A 25,470-nucleotide genomic window follows, 5' to 3' on the forward strand; every position below is an offset into this window, starting at 1 on the left:
ATGGCAGAGGCATTCTCGCTGAAGGATCAGCTATTTAACATCGAAAAGACCCGCTATCTGGCGGGGCTTTTTGCTGCGGCGTCCCCGAGTTTCGATGCAAAAGCCTTTGAGGCGGATGTGATGGCGCGGTTGCTTGATCTGGAACTCAAGGAACGCATCAACTGGATTGCCGAGCAACTGTCGCAGCATGTGTCGGGCCCCTTGGAGAACGTGGCACCGGTGATCATCGCCGCTCTGCCGCCGCCGCTGGATCCGAGCCTGAGGGACGATGATTTTGGCGATTTCATTTTTGCACCCCTTGGTGAGTGGGTGACGGCCCTGACGCAGGATGACAATGACCTGCCGCTTGCACTGGATGTGCTGGAGGTCCTGACGCAGCGGTTCTCCATGGAGTTTGCCATCCGGCCCCTGTTGAAACGCTGGCCGGATCAGGTGCTGGCGCGCATGGCGGACTGGGCAGCGCATGGGCATTATCATGTGCGTCGTCTGGCCAGCGAGGGTACCCGGCCGCGCTTGCCATGGGGACTGGCAGTGAACCTGCCGCTGACCGCGCCATTGCCGATTTTGGACCGGCTGCATGGGGATCCGACCCGCTTTGTCACGCGGTCTGTGGCGAACCATTTGAATGATATTGCCAAGAAAGATCCGCAGATCGTCATCGACCGGCTGACCGATTGGCAAGGGCAGGGGAAACAAGCGCCCAAAGAACTGGACTGGATCACCTCTCACGCCTTGCGCGGGTTGGTAAAGGCGGGGGATCCACGGGCGCTGCGGCTGTTGGGCTATGATCCCGATCTTGAGTTGACCGCGCAACTGGATCTGCCAGCGCGCGTGCGTATCGGTGAAAAGCTCATGCTGGGCTGTACGCTAAAAGGCGCAAACGGCGCGCGGGTACTGGTTGATTATGCGCTGACCTTTCAGCGTGCGGGCGGCAAGACGTCGACCAAAGTGTTCAAATGGAAAACCGGTGCGCTGGGCGGAGATGGCCTTGCGCTGCAAAAATCCCATCCACTCAAAGCGCAGGCTTCGACCTTTACGCTGATGCCGGGGGCTCATCGCGTCACGCTGATGGTCAATGGCCAGCCCCGCGCGCGTGGTGAAGTGGAGTTCCTTGCCTGAGGCAGGGCAGCTTGATATCAGCGCGCAATCTCCGATTGCCAGCAATCCAGACATAAAGGGCCAGACCATGCCAGAGCAGATGACCAAATCCGCACTGCCCTCCATGCAGGCGGAAGGGCACGAGGTGACGCCCCGGCTGGAAATCCGCAACATCCGCCGTTTCTTTGAGGGCCGTGCGGTGGTGGATGATGTCTCGCTCACGGTGTTGCCGGGGCAGGTGACCTGTCTGCTCGGCCCTTCGGGGTGCGGGAAATCCACCACCCTGCGCATGATTGCGGGCGTGGAGATGCAGGATGAGGGCGAGATCTATGTCGATGGCAAGCTGATCTGCGACACGCTGTTTCGGGTGCCTCCAGAACGGCGAGAAATTGGCCTGATGTTTCAGGACTTTGCTCTGTTTCCGCATCTGAGCGTTGGCGACAATGTCGCCTTTGGTCTGAAAGGGCCCAAGGACCAGAAACGGGCCCGCGCGCATGAGCTGTTGGATCGGGTGTCGCTGGCGCAGTATATTGATGACTACCCGCATCAGCTCTCTGGTGGGGAGCAGCAGCGGGTGGCGTTGGCGCGTGCGTTGGCCCCGCGCCCCAAGATCATGCTGATGGACGAGCCATTCTCGGGGCTTGATAACCGTCTGCGTGATGGCATCCGTGATGAGACGCTGAGCGTTCTGAAAGAAGAAGACACAGCCGTGTTGCTGGTCACGCATGAGCCCGAAGAAGCCATGCGGATGGCGGATGAGATCGCCCTGATGCGGGATGGGCGCATTGTGCAGCAGGGCGCGCCCTACAACGTCTATACCCGCCCCGTCGATAAAGCGGCGGTGGCGTTTTTCTCTGACGTCAACACGCTGCCCGCGCAGGTCAATGGCGCGCTGGCCGAAACGCCGTTTGGTCAGTTTCTTGCGCCAGGGGTGCCGGATGGCACCGATGTAGAGATTGTGTTCCGCCCGCAGCATCTGCGCATCGACTTTGATCGAAATGGTCGTGGTCCCGAAGCGACCACGCGGGATGGGGTGCCTGCACGTGGCATCGTGCAGCGGGCGCGTTTCTTGGGCAATGAGAGCCTTGTGGAGTTCCGCATGGACTTTGACGGCTCTATCCTGAAGGCGACAGTGCCCAATGTGTTCCTGCCCGCCGAAGGCCGTGCGATGTGGCTGACAGTTCCGCGTGATCGGTGTTTCGTCTTTCCACGGTGATTTTTGACCGTCATGGTGGGATCAGGAAACCGGAGGCCACCATGCAGCAGAGCTATGAAATCCGACCGCTCACTCGGGGCGAAATCGACACCGCCGTGGCATGGGCCGCGCGAGAGGGCTGGAACCCCGGACCGCAGGATGCTGCATGCTTTGCCGCGCAAGACCCAAGCGGCTTTTGGGGCGGCTTTCTGGCCGGAGAAATGATCGCCTGCATCTCTGTTGTCACCTATGGTGAGGCTTTTGCTTTTCTTGGATTTTACATCGTAGATTCCGCCCATCGGGGGCAGGGCTATGGCTATGACCTGTGGCAGCGAGCGCTGGAGCACGCCGGGCAACGCACCGTTGGTCTGGATGGGGTGGTGGACCAGCAGGACAACTACCGCCGCTCGGGCTTTGATCTGGCGTGGCGCAATATTCGATTTGGCGGCGTGCCCAAGGCCGCGCTCAAAGTGTCGGACGCCTATACGCTGACGTGGCTGGAGGGGCTGACTGATGATGTGGCAGCGCTTGATGCGCGGGTCTTTCCGGCTGCGCGCCCGGACTTCTGGCAGCAATGGCTGTGCGCGCCGGGGCATGTGAGCATCGCGGCACATGACGAGGGTGGCATATGCGCTTTTGGCACGCTCCGGCGTTGTCAGACGGGGGCAAAGATTGCGCCCCTTGTTGCGACCTCTCGCGCGGCGGCGCTTGCGGTTCTGGCCGGGTTGCTGCGCGATTGGCCCGCAGATCAGGAGATTTTTCTCGATGTGTCGGACCCCAACACGGTAGCGGTTGATCTGGCGCAGGATTTGGGCCTTCAGCCCGTATTTGAAACCGCGCGCATGTATCGGGGGCGCAAGCCCGAAGTGGCGCAGGATCTGATTTATGGCGTGACCAGTTTTGAGTTGGGCTGATCCCTAAGTGCGATGCCGCGCCTCTTCGCAGGCTTGATAATCCTGCAAGCGTTTGCCCGGCTCATCCACGAAGAGTTCCGGCAGCGCCTCGGCACCTTCAATGAGATCGACGCGGAACACCCGGAAATCCCCCCGCGTCTCGCACCATGCGGTCAGGGTCCAGACCCGGCCCCAGTACTCCATATGCAAAGGGCGGATCACCCGCTCGGTCAGGGTCTCGTCAATGCGGCGATAGCGCAGGGCGAGTTTCTGGCGGGCCTTGATCGCCGCCCGCAGCGTCGGCATCCACGTAAACCCGCGCGCCGCATCGGCAAAGGGGTAGACCGCGAACTTCCAGGCATCCGCCTCTGTCACCGTCTCAATGGGCAGCACCGCGTCGACCTTGGTCGCGAGGCTCTCTGCCGCGGCCTTCAGCTCCGGATCGGCGGCTTCGGCCACGATCGCCATGCCGAGGTTGAGCGCCTCCAGCTCGGACGGGGTCAGGGTCAGCGGTGGCAGGGTGATCGCCTCGCGCACCAGATAGCCGACACCGCGCTCGCCCTCGACCGGCACGCCCGAGGCCACCAGCGTGTCCATATCGCGATAGATGGTGCGGGTAGAGACCTCCAGCCGTGCGGCAATGTCCTGCGCCCGGTGCAATTTCCCGTCGCGCAGGATCTGGATAATCTCAAAGAGGCGGTCGGTGCGGCGCATGGAGAGATCTTTCACCTGCGCCGCACCTCAAGGTCAACCCATGGCAGGCGCCGGTTGCATCGTCCACATCTGTGTCTCATGCCGCATCACGAGGCTGCTCTGGTCGATCATGCGCATGATATCGGCGGTGCAGTCGGCCTGCGGGAACTTGGCGCTGGCCTCTTGCGCAGCCGCCAGATCGGCCCAGATCACATAGTCCATCCATGTGCCGTCCTCGCCTTTGGACAGGCGCCGGTCAATAAAGCCGCGCATACTGCCGATGAAGCGCTCGGTCTTTTGGGTGGCAGCCACATAGTCCGCGTCGCTGACGCCCGGGTTCAGTTTGAAGGTTACCACTTCCACCACGGTCTTGGTCATCTGTCGTCATCCTTGTCTTGACGGTTTCGATGATCTTGTCCTAAGGCAGGGCAACTGACACAAACCTGTCAGTTGAGTGGTGGCGGATTGAAAAAACCGTATATGTGAGGGCAATGGGCGCTCCGATCTGCCAGCCTGCGCTTTGCTCCGGCGCGTGCAGCGCCTATCACTCAGGACAGGACAACCTATTTCGGCGCTTCGGGCTGTGGCCCGATCCCGCGCCCCGCATAACGAAAGGCAACACCCATGCTCAACAACATCGGCCTTCCCGGCATTCTCCTCATCGCCGTCGTGGTTCTGGTTCTCTTTGGCCGCGGCAAGATCTCTTCGCTGATGGGCGAAGTGGGCAAAGGTATCACCTCCTTCAAAAAAGGCATCAGCGAAGGCAGCAAAGAGCTGGAAGACGACGCCGCCGATCAAGCGCGCGACGTCACTCCCGAAGCTGACAAAGACAAGGCGTAACTCCTAGATGTTCGATCTTGGCTGGACCGAGCTTCTGGTCATTGGCGTCGTTGCCCTGATCGTGGTCGGGCCCAAGGATCTGCCCATGTTGTTCCGCAATGTGGGCCGGTTTGTGGGCAAGGCCCGCGGCATGGCCCGTGAATTCAGCCGCGCGATGGAAGACGCGGCGGATGAGGCGGGCGTCAGTGACATCCAGAAGAGTTTTAAAACAGCGACGAATCCGATGGGATCGGCGATGGACAGTGTCAAACAAGCGACACGCGATCTGACAGATTCCATCGATCCCACGAAATTCGACCCCGACAGCGAGACCGGCAAGCTGGCCGCCGACCGGGCCGAAAGCGCTAAGAAGATACAGGCCGCCACCGCGCGGGCTGCGGCAGAGCGCAAGGCCAAGGAGGCCGCCGAGGCGATGGCCAAGGCAGAAGAGGCCGAGGCGGCACTGGCAGCAACATCAAGCGGCGCGCCGTCTTCTGACAGTGAGACCAAGGCATGAGCCAAACAGACGATCTAGACGATTCCACAGCGCCGCTGATCGAGCATCTGGCGGAACTGCGCAGCCGCCTCATCCGGGCGGTGCTTGCCTTTGCTGTGGGTATCGTGCTGGCCTTTATGGTGGCCGAGCCGATCTTGCAGTTCCTTGTATCCCCGATCGAGCAGACCCTGCGCGAATTGGGCGATCCTTCCCCGACGCTGCAATATACCTCGCCGCAGGAATATCTGTTCACGCTGTTCCGGATCTCCATGGTGTTCGGCTTTGCGCTGTCCTTCCCGGTGATCGGCTTTCAGCTGTGGCGGTTCGTGGCACCGGGGCTCTACAAGAGCGAAAAGGGCGCGTTTTTGCCGTTCCTGATCGCTTCGCCCTTCATGTTCCTGCTGGGCGCGAGCTTTGCGCAATTTGTGGTGACCCCGCTGGCGATGCAGTTCTTTCTGGGCTTTGCCGATGTGAGTTCGATTTTTGCGGGCCTGTTGTCGCAGGCCACCGGAAGCGATGTGCCCGTGGATGTGGCAGTGGTGCCGGAAACCTCGGAAGGGGTGAAGATCACCTTCTTCGGCAAGGTGAACGAGAGCCTTGATATCACGCTCAAATTCATCATGGCCTTTGGCCTGTGCTTCCAGTTGCCTGTGCTTTTGACGCTGATGGGTAAGGCCGGTCTGGTGAGTGCCGAAGGGCTCGGGGCCATGCGCAAATATGCCGTGGTGGCCATTCTGGTTCTGGCCGCGCTGGTCACACCGCCGGATGTCATCACCCAGATCATCCTCTTCACGGTGGTCTACGGGCTTTACGAGGTGTCGATCTTCCTCGTCGCCCGTGTCGAGAAAAAGCGCGAAGAACAACTGCGTGCTGAAGGGTTCTACGATGATGAACTGGACGGCGAGTAGGCACGAAAACAGCTGATATGAATGAAGGAGGCGCGCTTTTTGAGGCGCGCCTTTTTTCCATGTTCGGTTCCCTATTCGACCCTGTCTTTGCAGGATGGCGCGTGCATGTGGCTGCGCGTGAATGCATGTCTTGCGCGCGAATATTGCGGGCAGGTTTGTGCGCTCTTGTTGCGCGGGGGCAATCGTGCTTTGTCATGGCCGCACTCAGACGTGGAGGAAGGCATGGACGACAACACACTTAGCCGCATTGCAGACGCGCTGGAGCGCATGGCGCCCGCCCCGCTGGCGACACCGGATTTTGCGGCGGCTTCTGGGTTCGTCTGGCATGTTGGCCCGGATCGTTTGGAACCGGTGCCTGAGATCAACCGCGTGGAGCTGGATCTCCTGGTGGGGATTGATCGCTCGCGCGACACGCTGTTGGAAAACACCCGCCGTTTTGCAGCAGGTCACGCGGCCAATAATGCGCTGTTGTGGGGCGCGCGCGGCATGGGGAAATCCTCGCTGGTGAAGGCCATCCACGGCGCGCTGACAGCCGCGCATCCCGATCTGAAGCTGGTGGAACTGCAACGCGAGGATCTCCCCTCGGTGGCGCGCCTGCTGAACCATCTGCGCGGCGCGCCTTACCGGTTCATCCTGTTTTGCGATGATCTGTCGTTCAGCCATGACGACCAGCACTACAAGAGTCTCAAAGCGGTGCTGGACGGCGGGATCGAGGGTCGGCCTGAGAATGTGGTGTTCTACGCCACCTCCAACCGCCGCCACCTGATGCCCCGCGACATGATCGAAAATGAGCGCTCCTCGGCGATCAACCCCTCCGAGGCGGTAGAGGAAAAAGTCTCGCTCTCGGATCGTTTTGGTCTTTGGCTTGGGTTCCATCCCTGCAATCAGGACGCTTATCTCGCGATGATTGAGGGCTATTGTGCCGCCTATGGCGTCGAGGTCGACGCCGAGACATTGCGGGCCGAGGCGGTGGAGTGGCAGGCGACGCGCGGTGCACGATCGGGCCGGGTGGCGTGGCAGTTCTTCACCGATCTGGCAGGGCGTAAGGGTGTGGCGCTGCGCTGACATCGGTGTGGGTATCCGCCGCGGCCCGTCAGGGGCGCGGCGCCGGGCCCAACGGTTTTGATCGCCGCTTCGCGGCGATGGAAACGGGCGGTAGTGCTGCCTTGATCAAGGCAAGCATAGCAGAGTTACCTGAGAGAATTTCAGGCTGATGGAATAGGCTAGAAGGAGGAGGCTCCCGCCCGTCGCTGGGGCGCAGAGCGCCCCACTCCCGTTGGGCCGGGCGCCGGACCTGACGGTCCGGCGCGGGCGCATCTCGCCATGTATGCCGTGTTGGGAGGTGTTACTGCAGATAAGGCAGGGGATCGACGCTTTCGAAGCCGTCGCGCACCTCGAAGTGAACATAGGCCTCTTCCGCGCTGCTGCGCAGACTTGCGATGGTCTGGCCGCGGTTCACGCGGTCGCCCTTCTTGATCTTGATGCCATCCACATTGGCATAGACAGACAACAGATTGCGGTCGTGACGGATCACGATGATCGGCACTTTGTTGGAGTCCGCGGTGATGGCCGCAACTGTGCCTGCGGCGGCGGCCTTTACAGCGCTGCCCGGTGCCGCTGAAATGTCGATGCCATCATTCTTACCCTTGGAATAGGCGCGAATGATCTTGCCGGTGACCGGATAGGCCATTGCCGCCTGTGAAGCGCGAGTTGGCTCTTCGACTTTTACCGTCGGGGCGGGTTCTGCGCGGGCTTGTGCTGCAGGTTTGACTTTCTCATCCGGCAACGGCTGCGTGGCGCTTGGTGGTGTGGGTGTTGAGCTGCCCTGACCGGGCGCGGTCACGGTTTCTTGCGTCTCGACCTTAGGCGGCGGTGCCTTGGGATCTTTGAGCGGGATCAGCAGATATTGACCTTCGCGGATGGCAAAATCGCTGCCAAGCCCGTTCCATTCCGCCAGTGATTTCACCGGGATCTGATAGAGGCGGGCAATGGTATAGGCTGTCTCGCCGCGGGTGACCTTGTGGCGCACGGGCTCCGGGCCATCCTGCACGCGAGCCGGTGCGGGTTTTGCAGGAGTGTTCTGCAGCGTCGTCGTGGTGACAGATCCGGGGTTGGGCGATGTAGACGGGGCGCTGTCGATGGCGCTGCCTGCCAGAGAGGCGATATCAACGCCGCCGGGGGCCGCGTTGCCGCCACGTGCCGAAGTTTCTGGCGCGCGGCGTGGCAGCACCAGCACCTCGCCTTTGCGCAGGGGATCTGTGGTTTCCACGCCGTTAAAGCGCGCAACCTCGACCGCAGGAAGTCCGATCCGGCCCGCCAGATCGGCGACGGTGTCGCCATTGCGCGCGACGGCCACCTGATATGAGGGGTAGGTGATCAGGCCACGGCTGTCTGGCGCAGGTCGGTTCTCGGTGGCGGTCTGGGCCGCTTTGGAGGTGTTGAACGCGCCGAGTTGACCGCGCAGGTCATAATCCAATGGTTCAGTACAGGCCGCGGCCACCAAAACCAGCGGCAACAGAGCTGCGGGGCGCAGGGGGATCGGGCGGAAGACCTTGCTGGGGCGGGTCATATCTCTTGCTCTCCTCGAATGGCGTCCCCGTTATGGCGGAGACTTTGACGGCAGCGGCGAAGTATCTGGCCCGGGCCTGAACCGAGCGTGGCGCCACCGCACAACGGGGCTGACCACGGAATAGGACAGCTCAGGTGTCTTTTCCAAGCCCTTCCAGCAACGGAACAAAGCGCACCGGGCGCAATTCGTCATATTCCAGCCCATTTTCCGTCTTTCGGACGCGGATCAGCGTCTGAACAGCATCGGACTGCCCCACCGGCACCACCATGATACCGCCAACCTTCAATTGAGCAAGCAGCGGTCCGGGGGGGTCTTCGGCGGCGGCGGTCACAATGATTCGATCAAACGGAGCCTGATCGGGCATCCCAAAGCTGCCATCGCCGACCATTGAGGTGATATTTGACAGGCCCATTTTCTGAAACACCTGCCGGGCCTCGCGCACCAGCCGCCCGTGGCGGTCCACCGTGTAGACGCGACGTGCGAGTTTGGCGAGCACTGCAGCCTGATAGCCAGAACCAGTGCCCACTTCGAGCACAGTATCACGCGCATTGACCTGCAGCGCCTGTGTCATCAAGCCAACAACCGAGGGCTGGGAAATCGTCTGGCCGCAGGCAATCGGCAGCGGCACGTCCTCATAGGCGCGTTCCGAGAAAATGCCGCGCAGGAACAGGCCACGGTCGACGGCCTCCATGGCCTCGAGTACTGGCCCTTCGGTGACCCCGCGCGAGCGCAGAGCAAAGAGAAACTGCATCTTGGTTTGCGCGTCGGGGCCGCTCATTCGATTGCCTTCAAGGCCTCCAGCGCGTCATGGGCAGTGAGGTCGGCACGCATCGGAGTGACAGAGATGAAACCCTCCAGATTGGCCGCCGCATCGGTTCCCGGCGCGGTCGAGATTTGCTGATCACCGCCTTTCACCCAGATGAAACGTTTGCCATTCGGGGAGAATTGCTCTTCTGCGGAGAACCGCTTGCCTTCGCGGCAGCCCTGAGTGGTGACCTTGATCCCTTTGACATCCGCTGCTGCGACAGGGGGGAAATTGATGTTGTAAAACAGCCGGTAGGCGTCGGTGCTCTGGGGCTGAGCGGCGAGCAGTTTGCGCACCACAGCGGCCCCGTGCTGGCGTGCCGCTTCAAACGGGGTGTCCAGATTGCGGTTGCCACTGCCGAAATACTGCGAGAGCGCCATTGCGGGCACACCCTGAAGAGCACCCTCCATCGCGCCACCCAATGTGCCGGAATAAAGCGCGTTTTCGGCGGAGTTATTGCCCCGGTTTACGCCTGAGAGGATCAGATCCGGCAAATTGTCTTTCATCACCACATGCAGTGCGGCCAGCACGCAATCGGCAGGCGAGCCCTCGGCAGCAAAGCGACGCGGCCCGAGTTCGGACAGGATCGAGGGGTGGGTGTAGCTGATGCAGTGACCAACGCCAGATTGCTCAAAGGCGGGGGCAACGGTCCAGACCTCGCCATCCGGGCCTGCGAGTTCAGCGGCGATCTGTTCCAGAACGGCCAGTCCCGGTGCGCTGATGCCGTCGTCGTTGGTGACCAGAATGCGCATTGTGACCCCTTAGCATATCTGCGGATTATTCACGTTTTTTGTCTGCGCGAACCCAATAGATGGGGGCCGCGACTGCGCCCTTGAATAGGCGGCAGGGCGGCACAGGGCAAGGTTTTTGCCCGCATTTTCAGCTGTGCGGCGGTGCTGGTGTGGCCAAATCGCCCGGAATGACCAAGGCTCTGGGGCAGAGCCGGGGCGCTGCCCCGGACCCCGGGATATTTTTTGTTAGAAGAGGGCGGGGCTCAGTCTGCCAGAATGTCGGGCAGCAGTGTGGCTGCGGCCTGCGCTGGAGAGGTCAGGGTCTCGCGGTCTTCGCCCGGAAAGAAACGGGCGCGCAGAGCCGTGGGCATGGCGGGCGGTGTCAGCAGTTTGACCTTTGGGCCGGTGCGGGCCGTTTCCTGCTGCCAGCTGCGGGCAAGGGAGATTTGCGCCGCTTTGGTCGCACCATAGGCGCCAAAGAATTTTTCGCCCGCGCGGGGGTCGTCAAAGAAGACCGCCTTGCCTGTCTGGCCCAGCAAGGGTGCTACATAGGGGATCAGCACAGAGGTGGCTGTCGCGTTGATGGTGAGGGACTTTTGCCAGTCCTTTGGGGCCACGTGATGTGCAGGGCTGAGCGGTGCTGCGTGGATTGCGCAGTGGAGCCACAGATCGAGTTTGCCCCAGCGATCAAAAATACCACGGCATAGGGTCGCCATTGCCTCGGGGACGGTGATGTCCATGGGGGCAAGTGTCGCCGAGCCGCCAGCGGCTTTGATCCGGTCGTCGAGCTCTTCCAGCGCGCCCGTTGTCCGGGCGACGGCGATGATATGATGCGTGGGCGCAAGCGCTTCGGCCAAGGCGGCGCCAAGGCCCCGCGAGGCCCCGGTGATGAGGGCGAGTTTATCGGTCATGGCCGCTTACATGCGGTGAGGTCGCTCCGGGGTCAAGCCCCGTGATGATCCTCCTATCGCCCTGCGACGAGATGCGCCTTTGTGCGGCGGATATCGCATGGCGGCCTTCAGTTGGTGAGGATCGGCAGGCGGCCCACTTCGCCGCGCCGCTCGATCAATAGACCGTTTTGGTCGATTGCGACAATGCGGCCAAGGCTGAGGCGTTCACCGGTTTTGACGGTCTCGATACGTCCGGAGGCATAACGCACCAGTGCCTGCATGTTGTTTTCAGATCCAAAGAGACCGATCAGTGAGAGATTGCGGTTTGGAAGCGCGCCCTTTGAGGTGGCGAGCGCTTCGGCGGTGGCGGTTTGTGAGTTAGCCATTCAGGGTCCGGTGACGCGCTTGGGTGCGGAAATTGCAATCCCAAGCGCGCGATGTGTCAGCTGTGAGTGGTGATCAAATGGTTCTGAGCCGCTGCTATCAGCGACGATCACAAAGCAAAAGCGGGGTGTGCCCGACTAAGCGGGGGGCAGCCGACACGGCGTGGGCAAATGCGCGAACTGCTGCCGGAGGGTCAGGCGTCGTAGACCAGCGAGGCGAGATCATGCCCGTAGGCATGTAAAAAGATCAGCAGTTCTTCGAGATCAAGGCCAAGTTCCTGCATGCGGGCAAGGTCATGATTGACCTCAGACACCTGAAGCTCCGGATATTGGCCATCGGGACGCATGTGCAACATGCAAGCAAGCGGGCCACTGCTGTCTGGCGGGATCTGGTTTGAGAGCCATGCGGGGCGCGAGCCCATGCTTTCGGTTTCGCGCAATTCAAAGAGGTCGAGATACTCCATAAAGACCTCCTCGCTGACACCGGCCCATGTGCCAAGAATGAACTCCTCGCCACGCGAATCTGCCAGCGGGATCGCCAATACCGCACGCAAGAAGCGCAGGCTGCCAAAACGGCAGAAATCCTCGGTTAGCACATCGCCATTGGTCGCAAACACGGCTGTGTTGTCCTGCACCTCCAGATCGCCCGGCACGATGTCCGGTCGGTCGCAGGAGAGGCTGAGAAGCTGAGCAAACGTCGCGCCGCAACAGCGGCACTGACGAGAAGAACTCAGCATGCGGGCGAGATGCGCGTCCAAGAAAGCGCCCCTTTCGAAAGTCAAATAGAGAATGGCGCTGATCTGTCGGGATCAGCGCCATCGGGATTTATGAGGCCCCATACGCCTGTTAGCGCGGACATGCAATCGCTGTGCCAAAGCACGCTCAGACAGAGCGCATCTCCGCAGGTGCCGCGACGGAGCTTGCGGTTTGACCTCAGGTCGCCAGCGTTGCGCCGTTCCAAGAGGTGCCAGCGTCGGGCATGTCTTTGATTTTCTTGCTGACGCGGCTGCTGCTTTCCAGCGTGTTGAGGTAATCCTCGCTCACGGAGCCGGTGACATATTTGCCGTCAAAGCAAGAACAGTCAAAGGTGTCGATATCCGGATTGCCACCCTGCGCGGCCCAGATCAGGTCTTCCAGGTTTTGATAGAACAGCTCATCCGCGCCCAGTTCCTCGCGAATCTCCTCGATGGAGCGGCCATTTGCGATCAGCTCATGTTTGGTGGGCATGTCGATGCCGTAGACATTAGGGTATTTCACCGGCGGCGAGGCGGAGGCGATATAGACTTTCTTAGCGCCCGCTTCGCGACACATCTGCACGATTTTCTTGATGGTGTTGCCGCGCACGATCGAGTCATCAATCAGCAGGATGTTGCGGTCCTGCATCTCGCGTGGGATCGCGTTCAGCTTGCGACGCACGGATTTTTGCCGCTCTTCCTGACCGGGCATAATAAAGGTGCGGCCAACATAGCGGTTTTTGACCAATGCCTCGCGGTAGCGGATGCCAGTGATATTGGCGACTTCCAATGCCACGGGGCGTGCGCTGTCGGGCACAGGGATGATCGCGTCGATGTCGAGACCCGAGGCTTCGATCTGTTTTGCAAGCGTCTGCCCCATGCGGATCTGGGTTTTGTAAACCGAGATCCCATCGAGCAGGCTGTCGGGACGTGCGAGGTAGACATATTCAAAGATGCAGGGCGTCAGCTTGCCCTCGACCGCCTGAAACTCATGTTTGTTGCCGTCGAGATCAATCAAGATGGCCTCGCCGGGTTTCAGGTCGCGCAGCTTTTCAAACCCGTTGATGCCAAAGGCCACATCCTCTGAGGCAAAGGCATAATCGTCACCGTTTCCTTCGGCGTCGCGTTTGGCCACCGACAGCGGACGGATGCCGTGCGGGTCGCGGAAGGCCAGCATGCCGACACCGGCAATCAGGCAGATGACCGAATAGGCCCCCTGCACGCGCTCCATCGTCATCTTCACACCGGCAAAGATGTTGCGGATGGGATCGGCGTTGCCGTTGACCTTGATGGCATCGGCAACCTTATCTGCCAGCACGTTGAGCATGATTTCGGAATCCGAGGTGGTGCGCAGGTGGCGGCTGTATTTGCCGGTGACCTTGGCGCGCTGCTCTTCGGTATTGGTGATGTTGCCGTTGTGAACAAGATAGATGCCATAGGGCGCGTTCACAAAGAACGGCTGCGCCTCGGCGGCCGAAAGCGACCCGGCAGTCGGGTAGCGCACATGGCCCATGCCGATGCAGCCCTGCAGGGTGTCGGCATCTTTTGCGCCGAAGACATCCTTCACAAGGCCATTGGCTTTGCGTTCGCGAAAGAACCCGTCGCCGTAGGTGACGATGCCTGACGCATCCTGACCGCGATGCTGCAGCATCAGCAGCCCGTCATAGAGTTCCGCAAACACTTGGTGGTTTCTGCTTGCGATGCCCAAGATACCGCACATGGCGAGGCTCCAATATAATCGTTCGAGTGGCTTACAGCCCGAAGGCCGAGACGTGAGGTGTCGCGGCGCGAGCGCCGGGAACGGAGGCCACAACAGCATATGTTGGGCCAAGATATAGGGGATTTCTCGTGAACGGGTAGGCGGAGCCTTTGCGGTGCAGCGCTGCGATGGCGCGGGCCACACTGCGGCTGCGGGGTGCGAGAGGGGCAGAACCTGCAGCGCGAGAGCGACTGCGCAGGTCGGCTGAGTACTGGATCAACACAGGGGCTTTGGCTCCGAATCCTGTCTAACAGTGACGGCCCTCACATAGGCTGTCTGACAGGCAATGTCATCAAAGGATCACAATGTCGGGCCGGATCGGGGCGGGATTTCCCGCACAGGCTGAATTGCGCGGCGCTGGATCGTCGTCAGATGTCAGCGCAGAGCGATCTGGATAGGTTTAGGTTTCAGGCTGCGTAGCGGCCAAACAGCAGATCGATGGGATCAAAGGCCGGTGCAGGCATTGCGTCGAGGCCAAAGAAACGCGCATCTTCTGCGTCTTCGTCAATCTCGGCGGCAGCGTTCTGTTCGGTGGCGGATTCGCGACCAGCTTCGACAATCATCCGGGTCTCGGAGAGGCTCAGGACACTGTAGAACCCATCATCGTCAGATGCGCCTGCGTTCAGGACCAGACCGCCTTCGCTCCAGAGCAATTCTTCTTCGGTGCAATCGATGTGGATGCGGGCGATACGTTGGGGCAGGGCGGTGCTGATCCCGTTATGGCCAATCAGCGCGACGAGCTTTGCGGTCACGACCGGCAGGTCGAAAAGCTCCAGCGCCAGATCGCCTTCGATTGCGACAATGGCATCGGAGGGAAGATCGAGTGCGGCGTCGTTGCCCAGAGCGCCCGCCGGTACATGCACCATGGCGGTGAGGCGCGGAACGGAGTGACGGATGTTGACCACTTCACGCAGGCCGCCGTCAAAGGTCTGCACCATGTCACCGGGGCGCAGGGTACGGGCCTGTTTGAAACCAAACTCTGTCTCGATGAGGGTGCCGGGCAAAACACCGCCCTGCTGGGGGCGCAGGCGGGACGCGCTAAGACCTTCTGCGTCATCCGAACGCAGGTCCAGAAGCAGGTCAACCGGCTGATAGTCTGTAAACGCGGTGGTGTGATCCAACAGCATGTCCAAATGTCCCTTCTGAGAGCGCCGAGGCTTTTTGCCTTCGTTGATCTCAATTGGCCCCTGAATTGGGACAAGAATGGGGCAGGCTTGGGACAGTTTCGGTACCAGAGCGCATTTGGGACCGGAAAAACACGATACAACCCAAAGGTTAACGCCGGATCTGGGGGTAATTAAGGACTTGTTAACACCTAGAGACGGATTCCGCCTGCGTTGGGCAGATGTTTAGAATCGATTCTTCTTTGTTAACAGAAGGTTAATTATTGCTGGTTTCGCGTTAACCACTTTGCGGAGGCTGAGGATAACTCTGTGAACAGATCTCAGCGAAACACGGGTTTGGTTTATTCTTGTTTGGGAATGTAAAAAGGGCGCCCAAAATGGACGCCCTTTAGATATGTCAATGTGACGTCTCTCAGCCTTCGCAGGAAGAGATCAGGTCTTCGTACTTTTGAGTCACCCAGCCAAGCGCTTGTTCGGGGTTTTGCTCTTCGACCTTGCCGATCACTTGGTTGAACACTGCGGCCGAGCGGCTCTCATCCACCATGGTGAAGCTCTGCCCGGTCATCACGACGTTATAGACAAAGAAGCCAATCACCACGAGCAGGATGCCGCGCAGCACCCCAAAGAAGAACCCAGCCCCCTGATCAAGCCCGCCCAGTGCAGAGCGCTGTACCAATCCCGCCATGAGAGGCGTGAAGAACGAGACCACGATCAATGCAATGGCAAAGACCGCAAAGAACGCGGCGATCAGCGACAATTCGCAACTGTCGGCGATAAAGTCGCCCACCACCGGAATCTCTGCCATCAGAGGTTCGGCCTGCGGCGCGAACATATAGGCCAGCACACCAGCGGCAACCCAGCCGATGATAGCCATGACTTCGCGGACAAAGCCGCGTGCATAGGCAAGAAGCGCCGATACAACGATAACCAGCGCTACTGCGCCGTCGATAATGGTGAAACCTTCCATGTCCCTCGCCTGTTTGCCCGCGAAATCTCTATTGAGTGGCCTTTTAGCCTGCTCCGAAATATTCGCCAACAAATCCTGTGAGGTCGGCGGCCGGGCGCAGGGTCAGGCCGGGGACAGATACAGTTTTGCCACCGCTCGGAGCGATCGCTGCCGTGAAACCAAGTTTTTGCGCTTCTTTCAACCGGTTTTCGGTCTGAGGGGCAGGTCTGAGCGCCCCGGAGAGGGATATTTCGCCAAATATTGCCGTATCCGCTGGAAGAGCTGTGTCTTCTCGGGCACTCAGGAGCGCGGCGGCGACCGCCAGATCGGCTGCGGGTTCGGAGATTTTCATACCGCCTGCGACGTTCAGATAGACATCAAGCCCGGCAAAGGGGATGCCGCAGCGCGCCTCCAGCACCGCGAGGATCATCGCAAGGCGCGAGCTGTCCCAGCCAACGACCGCACGGCGCGGCTGCGAATGGGGCGAGGGCGCGACCAGCGCCTGCATCTCCACCAGCACCGGGCGGGTGCCTTCGATGCCGGCAAAGACCACCGACCCGGGCGAGGGCTGACCGCGTTCCGACAGAAACAATGCCGAGGGGTTGAGGACCTGTGCCAGCCCGCCACCGGTCATCTCAAAGACGCCAATCTCGTCGGCGGGGCCAAAGCGGTTCTTGACCGCGCGCAGGATGCGGAACTGATGGCCGCGCTCGCCCTCGAAATAGAGCACCGTGTCGACCATATGCTCCACCACGCGGGGGCCTGCGATCTGGCCTTCCTTGGTGACATGGCCCACCATGATGATGCTGATGCCGTTGGTTTTGGCGAATGTGGTCAGCTCATGCGCGGCGGCGCGCACCTGGCTGACGGATCCCGGCGCGCTGTCGACGTTGTCGGCCCACATGGTCTGGATGGAATCGATAATGGCCAGTTGCGGCTTTTCCGCCTCCAGCGTGGTCAGGATATCGCGCAGATTTGTTTCAGCCGCGAGCTTGACCGGAGCCTGCTCCAGCCCCAGCCGTTGCGCCCGCATCCGCACCTGCGCAGAGGCTTCCTCGCCGGAGACATAGACCGTCTTCAGCCCCGCATGGGCAAACTGCGCCGCTGCCTGCAACAAGAGCGTCGATTTACCGATACCGGGATCGCCCCCCACAAGGATCGCGGAAGCCTCCACCAAACCGCCACCAAGCACACGGTCGAGTTCGGCGACCCCACATAATGTGCGCGGCGGTGGTGTTTCTTGCGTCGCCAGATCGCTCAGCACCAGCCGCTTGCCGCGCATGGCCCCCAGTGATTTCTTGGCCGGACCGGCAGAGGTGAGGCCCTTGTCCTCGGAAATGGTGTTCCATTCGCCGCAACCTTCGCAGCGACCGGACCATTTGGAGAAGGAGGCTCCGCAGGCGGAGCAGGAGAATGTTGTCTTTGCCATGGGCGATCAGTGGCAGATGTTTCCGGTTTGTTCAAGTGCGGCTTTGTTGTCTTCTAACCACAAATATCCCGGGGGAGGCCCATCAGGGCCGGGGCAGCGCCCCCTTTTCCCGCATAGGTGGTGACCTGCCCCCCACTGGTCCCTCGTTCATGACGAGAGTCTGCGGGTTTGATTTTGGTAGTCGTCGGTTTCGGGCTTGGCAAGCGCGCCGGGCGCGGAGCCCTCAAATTGCTCAAGCGTCCGGCGCGCTTCGGCCGGTGTTTTGTTCCCGAGCGATGAGTGCGGCCTGACGGTGTTGTAATCGTAACGCCAGAGCGCCAGCTTCCGGCGGGCGTCGTCCAGGGTGTCAAATATCTCCTCGTTCAGCAGTTCGTCGCGCAGGCTGCCGTTGAATGACTCGATAAAGGCGTTCTGCTGCGGCTTCCCTGGGTCGATATAGTGCCACGGAATTGCGTTCTGATCGGCCCACCTCAGAATGGCCCGGCTCGTGAACTCTGTCCCGTTGTCGCTGACTATGCATCCGGGTTTACCGTAGATCCGCACCAGCGCATCCAGCTCACGCGCAACACGCGCGCCGGAGATGCTGGTGTCAGCAATCAGGCACAGGTTTTCGCGGCTGCAATCGTCTATCACTGCCAGGATGCGGAATTTCCGGGATGCCCCGAAGCTGTCAGCCAGGAAGTCCAGAGACCAGCGCGCATTGGGACACGCAGCCTCCGGCATCGGGGAGCGCGTTCCACGGGACCGCTTGCGGCCGCGCCGCCGCTTCACTGACAGCCCTTCTTCCCGGTAGAGCCGATACAGTTTTTTGTGGTTCATTCTCATGCCCTTGCGCTCAAGCAACACGCCAATCCGGCGGTAGCCGAACCGGCGCCGCTTTCCGGCGATCTGCTGCATCTCATTGCGGATCTCAGGGCAGTCCGGCGGGCGTTCGCGCCGGACTGTCTTTGGGTCGACACCGACAAGCCGGCAGGCCCGGCGCTGCGAGATGCCGTGATCCCGCATCGCCCTGAGCGCTGCCTCTCGCCGCTTGGTCAGCGTCGTCAGTTCTTTCCCAGAAGATCCTTCAGAACCACATTGTCCAGCATCGTATCGGCCAGCAACCGCTTCAGCTTGGCGTTCTCGTCCTCCAGCGCCTTCAGCCTCGCGGCCTCCGACACCTCCATGCCGCCGTACTTGGACTTCAGCTTGTAGAACGTTGCAGGGCTGAGCCCGTGCCTGCGGCACACCTCCGTCGTTGGTATGCCTGCCTCTTGCTCCTTGATCATCCCGATGATCTGCGCCTCGGTAAAACGGCTCTTCCGCATTCGTCTGCTCCTTAAGGGTTGGGCAGACTCTACATCATGGTGAGGGATTTCGCGGGGGGCAGGTCATCGGGGCTCCCGCCAGTCGCACGATCATCACAGATGATCTCCTCCTGTTGGGTCGCGCGCCGCTGGCGCGGCGCGAAGGGGCTGCTGAGAAGCGGCTCAGGGGCAGGTCTGCCCTGAACGCGCCCTGTCCAGCCTGAATGCGAGTCGCCTGCGCCTCAATGATCTCCGACCGCGCGGGGCGCGGCGGCCCGCTGGGCCGTCATTGACCCGCCGCCGACTCACGTTTGATCTGGCGGTCCGTCAGAAACGACAGAATGATGGAGGCAAGGATGCAGGCGGTGAAGAGATACATCCCCCAGGCCACCTCGATCGTGGCGTAGCTGATGCTTTTTGCCAGGGTGATATAGAGCGCAATCAGGAAGACATCCGCCATCGCAAGCTTGCCGAGGATATTCAGTACAGGCAGGCTGCGCGCATCCAGCAGGCGGAACTGCACCAAGGCGAGGCCGATAGTCTTGAGGTAGGGGGCAAAGAGCGCAAATGCGGTGACCACCAGCGCCAGCACGATGTCACTGTCCCAAAGACTCTGAAGGCCGGTGAGGACGGAGATTTCCGACAGGCCGAAGATCGGCAGCAGGCCCGCTCGCAACAAGGGCGCAAACCACGCGACGGGGTAAAGGATCAGCAGGGCGAGGTTGGCGAGGCGAAGGAGGGGCAAATGGGAGTGTCCCTAATGTTCGGGTTTTCACAAAGCTAGATGTGAAAACGTCCTAGATGAAGATGGATCCAAAAATGAGGTAGCCTGCAACGCCGCAGAGGAAGAGGCTGCAAATTGCATGCGTGCGATAGGGGCCAAGAATGGCAAGGCGAAAGGTAATGACTTCGGTTGCAAGAAACAGTGCAAACGGGATCGCGTGTATATGCCACGTGAGGACCTGCCTGACATCAGGGCTGAAGGAAAGCGCAGCAAACAAGAGCACGAAGAAGAAAAACGCAGCAAATGGCAAAAGGACAAGGGATGTACCAGACCGGGTTTGCGTACGCTGTTTTCTGAGTTTGACGCCCAACCAGATGGTGCAGCCGGCTGCGATGAACGGGCTGCACAGGACAAACAGTGCAAATGCGCTCACCGCACCGCCTCGATCGGCCCCTCCGCGCTGCCGGAGATGAACTGTTCCACGTAAGGGTCGCCCGACTGATCCATCTTTGCCACAGGACCCGTCCAGCGGATCTTGCCGCCGTGGAGCATGGCGACATTGTCGGCGATGGCACGCACGGAGGTCATGTCGTGGGTGATGGTCATGGCGGTGGCGCCCATCTCCACCACGATCTCGCGGATGAGGTCGTTGATGACGCCGGACATGATCGGATCGAGCCCGGTGGTGGGCTCGTCGAAAAAGATGATCTCCGGGTCGGCGGCAATGGCGCGGGCGAGGCCGACGCGTTTTTGCATCCCGCCGGACAGCTCTGCGGGGAGGCGGTCGGCGACATCGGCCTTCAGACCCACACGGCGGAGTTTCTCGATGGCGATCTCGCGGGCCTCGTCACGGGGGCGGGCGAGGCGGCCACGCAACAGGCGAAAGGCCACATTCTGCCAGACCGGCAGGCTGTCAAACAGTGCTGCGCCCTGAAACAACATGCCAAAGCGGGCAAGGAAGGCATCGCGGTCGCCGTGGCCCACGGGTTTGCCATCCACGCGGATTTCGCCGGTGTCGGGCTCAATGAGGCCAAGCACACATTTCAGCGCCACAGATTTTCCGGTGCCGGAGCCGCCGATGATGACCAGAGAGGAGCCCTTGGCGACCTCCAAATCGACACCGCGCAGAACTTCGTTGGAGCCGAAGGCCTTGGCGACCTGACGCATTTCAATCATCGGATGGGTCATAGCGAGAAGAACACCCCGGTCAGCACAAAGTTGGCGGCGAGGATCAGCACGGCGGCCGCCTCGACCGAGCCTTTGGTGGCGCGGCCCACGCCCTGCGCGCCGCGGCCCGACTGCATGCCGTAGTAGCAGCCCATGAGGGCGGCGATGGTGCCGAAGGCTGCGCCCTTGACCAGGCTGGAAACGATATCGCGCAGCTCAAGGAAATCGACGGTGTTTTTTAGATAGGCAGCGGCGTTGAAATCCAGGGTCTCGGTGGCCACCACATAGCCGCCCATGATGCCGATGATGTCACCGACGCCGACCAGCACCGGCACGGTGATCAGGGCCGCCAGCACGCGCGGCGCGACGAGGTATTTCATCGGGTTGGTGGAGAGCGTCACCAGCGCGTCGATCTGCTCTGTCACCTTCATCGTGGCGATTTCGGCAGCAATGGAGGACGTTACCCGCGCGGCGATCATCAGCCCCACCAGAACCGGGCCCAACTCGCGCACCATGCCGATGGCGACGATCTGCGGCACCACGGCCTCGGCATTGAAGCGCGCGCCGCCGGCGTAGATCTGCAGCGCCAGCGCACCGCCGGTGAAAATCGCGGTCAGGGCAACGACAGGCAGGCTGAGCCAGCCGACCTGAAGCAGCGCATTGGCCAGCTCGCGCGGATAGAACGGCGGGCGCAGCATGTGGCTGAAGGTCGAGGCGGCAAAGCGGGTGATCCGCCCGAGGGCCGCGAGGCGGCCCAGCGAGGTGCGGCCGATCATCCCAAGGGCGGAGATGGGGGTCATGCGCTATAGGTCCTCGCATAGCGATTGCCGAGCGCGGTCAGAACCTCATAGCCGATGGTGTCAGCGGCGTTGGCCAGCACATCCACCGTCTGCGCCTCGTTCATCAGGCTCAGATAGGGGGGCACCTCGTCCAGATCGGTGACGTCAACTGTGACCAGATCCATCGAGATCCGCCCCACCACGGGGCAGGGGGTGGAACCCGCATAGGCCATGATGCCCTGCCGCTGAAAGGCGCGGTGCAGACCGTCGGCGTAGCCGGCGGCAATGGTGGCAATGCGGGTGTCGCGCTGCGCGATCCAGGTGTTGCCGTAGCCCACGCTTTCGCCCGGCGCGAGGTCGCGGGTCTGGATCACCGGCACCTCCAGTTCGACCACCGGCAGCGCGTCGCTGTAGGGCGCACCGCCATAAAGACCGATGCCCGGACGGCAGAGATCAAAGTGATAGTCGCGGCCCAAGAGCAGACCGCCGGTGGCGGCGAGCGAGCGGGGCAGGTTCAGCCCCTCGGTCATCTCGATGAAGTTCTTGAGCTGATAGGGGTTCATGCCGTGGCCGGGTTCATCGGCACAGGCCAGATGCGACATCAAGAGGACCGGGTTCTGATCCAGCGCAATGTCGCGCACCGCCATCCATTCGGCCGCCTCCATCCCGAGCCGGTTCATGCCGCTGTCGAGCTGTACGCCAAAGGGATGTCCCGGAAGGCTCTCGAAATGGCGCAGCATTTGGTCAAGCGAGTTGAGCATCGGTGTCAGCTGGAAGTCGCGCAACAGTTTTGCGTCGCCCTCCATATGACCGGAAAAGACCGAAATCCCGGGTCCGGGCCCCAGCGCGCGCCGGAGCGCGATGCCCTCTTCGGCGATGGCGACAAAGAAGTTGCGGGCGCCTGCCTGAGCCAGCGCCTTGCCGACGCGACCAGATTCCAGACCATAGCCATTGGCCTTGACCACGGCTGCGGTCTCGCAGCCGGTCTTGGCATCCAGATTGCGCCAGTTGATCGCCAACGCATCCAGGTTGATTTTTAAACGTGCCGTGCTCATGCGTCGTTCATGACATGGAGGCCACCGGGGTCAAGGGGGAAACCGCATCGGGGGTGGCTTTGGGCAGGCTATTGCGCTGCTTCAGGGGCCGAGAGGAGGCACGACCGCGCGCCCGCTGGACTGGCTCTACGTGCTTTACCATCGCGGTTTTCACTAAAGATATTCACAATTCTACCTATACGTGTTTTGATCTGCATGATTTGTTAAATCTGCCGTGGCCAGAATGGTTCAAGACTTTGAGATATTGAGAGGTCGCCATGTATATTAATCAATCTTTGAGCGAACAGACGCTCGCCCTGTTCAAAACCGCAGGGGCAAGCCAGGATGGCACAGAGGCACCGAAAACGTCGCTGGCATCGTCATCTGTCGCCGATCAGGCCCTGAAATTTGCACTCAGCAAGATTGCGCTTGCAGCAAGGGCGGGAGAACCTGCGGCACCGGCATTTGAGGGCGCAGGGGCTGGAATTCCTGAGGAAGGCGGCACCTATGGCGGGCGGTTCTCCGATCCAGCGCAGCGCGCCATAATATTCGCAGAGGCTTATGCCAGACAGGCCGCATCCGATGCCTTTCAGGCAGAGAACGGATACAAGAACCGTCTGTCTGTGGGACTGTATACGGCTGATGCTATGGCGAGAGCTCAGCAACCGGGTATGGGCCACTATGAGACCCGTGAAGATGCTGTTGCTGCTGCGGCTGAACGTTTGGGTGACATGATTACAGCGGCGAGAGATGCGAATAACTCGAGGAACAAGATCGCAGTTCCGCTTGAAGAGGCGTCACCCGGGCACTCTGTGGTATATGTCTCGCGCGTCACGCCACCCGACATGGTTAGTGACATCATTGATAGGTTGTCTTCGGAAGATATTAGAAAGAATAACGAAAAACAGGCGCACGACCTGAAAGCCACTGAAATGTGGTATAACGTGAGGGCGTCTGAATTGACCCGCGACTTCGGTATCACGGCCGAAACCTCGACAAGCTTCGACGAGGATGGTCGCGTCACATTGAATGACTTTGAGGTCACGCATTCCGAGTACGGCAAGATAGGCGAGGTGAAAGACGGCGTGTTCTACGTCGCCACAACAGATGGCACGCTCGTGGACCCAGAGGTGTACTTCGGCAACGCTGCGGCCAATTAAAAGTGACCTGAATCAGCGCAGTGAGCGCGCCACCACAGCCGGACGCGCTTTGATCTTGGAGATCTCCGCGCCGCTGGGCCATGCTGTCCAGACGCACCCGCAGCGGTTATTCAGAGATGCGCTGCGAGCGGAGATCGCGCAGTAGGTATTTGATAAAAGGTGAAAGGGCGGGGCGCGTGTCCCCGCAGGTCTGAGTTTTTCTTAGTAGCCGTCGGGCTGCTGCTGCCAGGATTTGGCAAGGTTGCCAAAACGGGTGAACTGCGCCTCGAACGATAGTTCCACCGTGCCGATGGGGCCGTGACGCTGTTTGCCGACGATGACTTCGGCCTTGGCGTGCAGACGCTCCATCGCCTGTTTCCACTCTTCCATCTTGTCGAGCTCGTGATCGCCGGGTTTTTCGCGTTCCTTGTAGTATTCTTCGCGGAACACGAACATCACCACATCGGCGTCCTGTTCGATCGAGCCCGATTCCCTGAGATCCGACAGCTGCGGGCGTTTGTCCTCGCGGCTTTCCACCTGACGCGACAGCTGCGACAGAGCGACCACGGGGATGTTCAATTCCTTGGCGATGGCCTTCATCCCCATGGAGATCTCGGCGATCTCGTTCACCCGGTTGTCGGACATCCCGCGGCAAAGCTGCAGATAGTCGATCACCAGAAGATCGAGCCCGTGGGTCCGTTTCAGGCGCCGCGCGCGCGCCGCAAGCTGCGAGATCGGGATCGCGGGGGTGTCGTCGATAAAAAGCGGGCAGCTCTCCAGATCCTTGGCGGCCTGCACGAAGCGGCGGAACTCCTCTTCGGTCATATCGCCCTGACGGATCTTGTGCGAGGAAATCTCGGAGGCTTCGGCCAGAATACGGCCCGCCAGCTGTTCGGCTGACATCTCAAGCGAGAAGAAGCCGACGACGCCGCCGTCCACCGCGCCCTCGCTGCCGTCCTGTTTCAGCCCGCGCTTGTAAGCCTTGGCCACGTTGAAGGCGATGTTGGTGGCGAGCGAGGTTTTCCCCATCGAGGGACGTCCCGCGAGGATCAACAGGTCCGAGGGGTGCAAACCGCCGAGTTGTTTGTCAAGATCGTCAAGCCCGGTGGAAATCCCGGCCATGCCACCGCCGCGCTGGTAGGCCTCGTTGGTGACATTGACCGCCTCGGTGACAGCGCGCAGGAAGGATTTGAACCCCTGTTCGGTCTGGCCCTGTTCGGCCAGTTGGTAGAGCGACTGTTCCGCCTCGACGATCTGTTCCTTGGGTTCGGAGGCGACATCGACGCGGCGGGCCTTTTCGGCGATGGTCTGACCAAGGGCGATCAACTCGCGCCGGATCGCCAGATCATAGATCATCTGCGCATAGTCGCGCACCGCAAAGGCCGAGATCGACGCAGAGGCCAGCTTGGCCAGATAGGCGGGACCTCCCAGTTCGCGCAGGCCCTGATCGTCTTCCATGAAGGCCTTGAGCGTGACCGGCGAGGCCAGCGCATTTTTTGAGATGCGGGCGGCTGCGACCTCATAGATCCGGGCGTGCACGGGATCATAGAAATGCGAGGAGTTAATGATCGAGGCGACTTTGTCGTAGACATCATTATTGGTGAGAATTGCCCCCAGCAATTGCTGTTCCGCCTCGACGGAGTGGGGCAATTCCGATGCCTGTGCTTCACCTGCCGAGCCGCTGGAGTCCGGTGACGCGGGCGGCTGTGGATCGCCGTTAAATGAGGTGATCTCGTTCATGTCTGCTCTCTTGTGATAGGCCCGAGTTCTACGCTGGATTCGAACCTGATTTCCATCTGGAAATCCCTGTGGATGAAGTGAGGATAACCGCAGAGACGGATGTGGGCAATTTTTCGAAAAACCGGGATA

27 protein-coding genes are annotated in these 25,470 nt (G+C 60.8%); 8 read left to right on the forward strand and 19 right to left on the reverse strand.

All coding sequences use genetic code 11. From position 1 onward, the window contains the following. The 3 genes from QNI81_RS04915 to QNI81_RS04925 all read left to right on the forward strand — a co-directional run bounded on the left by QNI81_RS04915 (position 1) and on the right by QNI81_RS04925 (position 3,207). Positions 1-1,119, forward strand: coding sequence for a YhaZ family DNA alkylation repair protein (locus tag QNI81_RS04915; RefSeq protein ID WP_283967563.1), 1,119 nt, complete (start codon positions 1-3; stop codon positions 1,117-1,119). Between the two features lie 103 nt (positions 1,120-1,222). After that, positions 1,223-2,314 carry an ABC transporter ATP-binding protein gene (locus tag QNI81_RS04920; RefSeq protein WP_502999392.1) on the forward strand — a complete coding sequence of 364 codons (1,092 nt, stop codon included), beginning with the start codon at positions 1,223-1,225 and terminating at the stop codon, positions 2,312-2,314. Positions 2,315-2,355: 41 nt separating this feature from the next. Beyond that, entirely contained in the window at positions 2,356-3,207 is an 852-nt protein-coding gene (locus tag QNI81_RS04925) for a GNAT family N-acetyltransferase (protein ID WP_283967564.1), read from the forward strand. A 3-nt stretch (positions 3,208-3,210) separates the two neighbouring features. Here QNI81_RS04925 and QNI81_RS04930 read toward each other — a convergent pair whose 3' ends face one another. Both QNI81_RS04930 and QNI81_RS04935 read right to left on the reverse strand, forming a co-directional pair. After that, entirely contained in the window at positions 3,211-3,900 is a 690-nt protein-coding gene (locus QNI81_RS04930) for a helix-turn-helix transcriptional regulator (RefSeq protein ID WP_283967863.1), read from the reverse strand. A 33-nt stretch (positions 3,901-3,933) separates the two neighbouring features. Further along, a complete protein-coding gene (locus QNI81_RS04935) occupies positions 3,934-4,257 on the reverse strand; it encodes a hypothetical protein (RefSeq protein WP_283967565.1) in 324 nt (107 codons plus the stop codon). 246 nt (positions 4,258-4,503) lie between these two features. On the opposite strand from QNI81_RS04935, the gene QNI81_RS04940 reads away from it, so the two are divergent. The 4 genes from QNI81_RS04940 (at position 4,504) to QNI81_RS04955 (ending at position 7,167) form a co-directional block, all read left to right on the forward strand. Next, the gene (locus tag QNI81_RS04940) at positions 4,504-4,719 is read left to right on the forward strand and encodes a twin-arginine translocase TatA/TatE family subunit (protein ID WP_005673018.1); all 216 of its coding nucleotides are present in this window, start codon (positions 4,504-4,506) and stop codon (positions 4,717-4,719) included. 7 nt (positions 4,720-4,726) lie between these two features. Next, positions 4,727-5,215 carry a Sec-independent protein translocase protein TatB gene (gene tatB / locus QNI81_RS04945; RefSeq protein WP_005673016.1) on the forward strand — a complete coding sequence of 163 codons (489 nt, stop codon included), beginning with the start codon at positions 4,727-4,729 and terminating at the stop codon, positions 5,213-5,215. Further along, positions 5,212-6,102: a twin-arginine translocase subunit TatC gene (tatC, locus tag QNI81_RS04950; RefSeq protein WP_283967566.1), complete on the forward strand. Its 891-nt coding sequence runs from the start codon at positions 5,212-5,214 to the stop codon at positions 6,100-6,102. The genes tatB and tatC overlap by 4 nt, the downstream gene beginning before the upstream one ends. A gap of 222 nt (positions 6,103-6,324) precedes the next feature. Next, positions 6,325-7,167: an ATP-binding protein gene (locus QNI81_RS04955; RefSeq protein ID WP_065328923.1), complete on the forward strand. Its 843-nt coding sequence runs from the start codon at positions 6,325-6,327 to the stop codon at positions 7,165-7,167. Between the two features lie 280 nt (positions 7,168-7,447). Here QNI81_RS04955 and QNI81_RS04960 read toward each other — a convergent pair whose 3' ends face one another. The 16 genes from QNI81_RS04960 to alr form a co-directional block, all read right to left on the reverse strand. Next, the gene (locus tag QNI81_RS04960) at positions 7,448-8,671 is read right to left on the reverse strand and encodes a peptidoglycan DD-metalloendopeptidase family protein (RefSeq protein ID WP_283967567.1); all 1,224 of its coding nucleotides are present in this window, start codon (positions 8,669-8,671) and stop codon (positions 7,448-7,450) included. Between the two features lie 130 nt (positions 8,672-8,801). Further along, positions 8,802-9,449, reverse strand: a complete 648-nt coding sequence (locus QNI81_RS04965) for a protein-L-isoaspartate(D-aspartate) O-methyltransferase (protein ID WP_005665154.1) — start codon at positions 9,447-9,449, stop codon at positions 8,802-8,804. Beyond that, positions 9,446-10,228: a 5'/3'-nucleotidase SurE gene (gene surE, locus QNI81_RS04970; protein WP_005665157.1), complete on the reverse strand. Its 783-nt coding sequence runs from the start codon at positions 10,226-10,228 to the stop codon at positions 9,446-9,448. The genes QNI81_RS04965 and surE overlap by 4 nt, the downstream gene beginning before the upstream one ends. Before the next feature lie 242 nt (positions 10,229-10,470). Next, a complete protein-coding gene (locus QNI81_RS04975; RefSeq protein WP_126136769.1) occupies positions 10,471-11,118 on the reverse strand; it encodes an SDR family NAD(P)-dependent oxidoreductase in 648 nt (215 codons plus the stop codon). Between the two features lie 107 nt (positions 11,119-11,225). Next, on the reverse strand, positions 11,226-11,483 hold the full coding sequence (locus QNI81_RS04980; protein WP_009176183.1) for a hypothetical protein: 258 nt from the start codon (positions 11,481-11,483) through the stop codon (positions 11,226-11,228). A gap of 191 nt (positions 11,484-11,674) precedes the next feature. Next, positions 11,675-12,238: a DUF2199 domain-containing protein gene (locus tag QNI81_RS04985; protein ID WP_081285197.1), complete on the reverse strand. Its 564-nt coding sequence runs from the start codon at positions 12,236-12,238 to the stop codon at positions 11,675-11,677. A gap of 175 nt (positions 12,239-12,413) precedes the next feature. Then, a complete protein-coding gene (purF, locus tag QNI81_RS04990) occupies positions 12,414-13,934 on the reverse strand; it encodes an amidophosphoribosyltransferase (RefSeq protein WP_009177099.1) in 1,521 nt (506 codons plus the stop codon). A 446-nt stretch (positions 13,935-14,380) separates the two neighbouring features. Beyond that, positions 14,381-15,100 (reverse strand): Hint domain-containing protein, encoded by a 720-nt coding sequence (locus tag QNI81_RS04995; RefSeq protein WP_165808358.1) that lies wholly within the window; start codon positions 15,098-15,100, stop codon positions 14,381-14,383. Between the two features lie 409 nt (positions 15,101-15,509). Then, complete coding sequence (locus QNI81_RS05000) at positions 15,510-16,064, reverse strand: CvpA family protein (protein WP_005622538.1); 555 nt, start codon at positions 16,062-16,064, stop codon at positions 15,510-15,512. 43 nt (positions 16,065-16,107) lie between these two features. After that, positions 16,108-17,472: a DNA repair protein RadA gene (gene radA, locus QNI81_RS05005; protein WP_283967568.1), complete on the reverse strand. Its 1,365-nt coding sequence runs from the start codon at positions 17,470-17,472 to the stop codon at positions 16,108-16,110. Positions 17,473-17,619: 147 nt separating this feature from the next. Further along, positions 17,620-18,779, reverse strand: a protein-coding gene (locus QNI81_RS05010) for an IS3 family transposase (RefSeq protein ID WP_283967569.1) whose coding sequence is annotated in 2 segments (ribosomal slippage) — positions 17,620-18,530 and positions 18,530-18,779 — 1,161 coding nt in all. Because the reading frame shifts where the segments join, the coding sequence is not laid out codon by codon here. Positions 18,780-19,044: 265 nt separating this feature from the next. Next, positions 19,045-19,503 (reverse strand): paraquat-inducible protein A, encoded by a 459-nt coding sequence (locus QNI81_RS05015; RefSeq protein ID WP_283967570.1) that lies wholly within the window; start codon positions 19,501-19,503, stop codon positions 19,045-19,047. A 52-nt stretch (positions 19,504-19,555) separates the two neighbouring features. Continuing rightward, on the reverse strand, positions 19,556-19,915 hold the full coding sequence (locus QNI81_RS05020; protein WP_283967571.1) for a hypothetical protein: 360 nt from the start codon (positions 19,913-19,915) through the stop codon (positions 19,556-19,558). Further along, on the reverse strand, positions 19,912-20,658 hold the full coding sequence (locus QNI81_RS05025) for an ABC transporter ATP-binding protein (protein WP_283967864.1): 747 nt from the start codon (positions 20,656-20,658) through the stop codon (positions 19,912-19,914). The genes QNI81_RS05020 and QNI81_RS05025 overlap by 4 nt, the downstream gene beginning before the upstream one ends. A gap of 8 nt (positions 20,659-20,666) precedes the next feature. Beyond that, on the reverse strand, positions 20,667-21,449 hold the full coding sequence (locus tag QNI81_RS05030; protein ID WP_126136774.1) for an MlaE family ABC transporter permease: 783 nt from the start codon (positions 21,447-21,449) through the stop codon (positions 20,667-20,669). After that, on the reverse strand, positions 21,446-22,483 hold the full coding sequence (alr, locus tag QNI81_RS05035; protein WP_283967572.1) for an alanine racemase: 1,038 nt from the start codon (positions 22,481-22,483) through the stop codon (positions 21,446-21,448). The genes QNI81_RS05030 and alr overlap by 4 nt, the downstream gene beginning before the upstream one ends. A 257-nt stretch (positions 22,484-22,740) precedes the next feature. Here alr and QNI81_RS05040 point away from each other — a divergent pair, with 257 nt between their 5' ends. Further along, positions 22,741-23,622, forward strand: coding sequence for a hypothetical protein (locus QNI81_RS05040; RefSeq protein WP_283967573.1), 882 nt, complete (start codon positions 22,741-22,743; stop codon positions 23,620-23,622). Positions 23,623-23,823: 201 nt separating this feature from the next. On the opposite strand, the gene QNI81_RS05045 is transcribed toward QNI81_RS05040, so the two are convergent. Beyond that, positions 23,824-25,341, reverse strand: a complete 1,518-nt coding sequence (locus QNI81_RS05045; RefSeq protein ID WP_005646628.1) for a replicative DNA helicase — start codon at positions 25,339-25,341, stop codon at positions 23,824-23,826. Positions 25,342-25,470: the final 129 nt, after the last annotated feature.

The sequence above is a fragment of the Tritonibacter sp. AK171 genome (assembly GCF_030127025.1).
GTDB classification, from domain to species: Bacteria; Pseudomonadota; Alphaproteobacteria; order Rhodobacterales; family Rhodobacteraceae; genus Epibacterium; species Epibacterium mobile.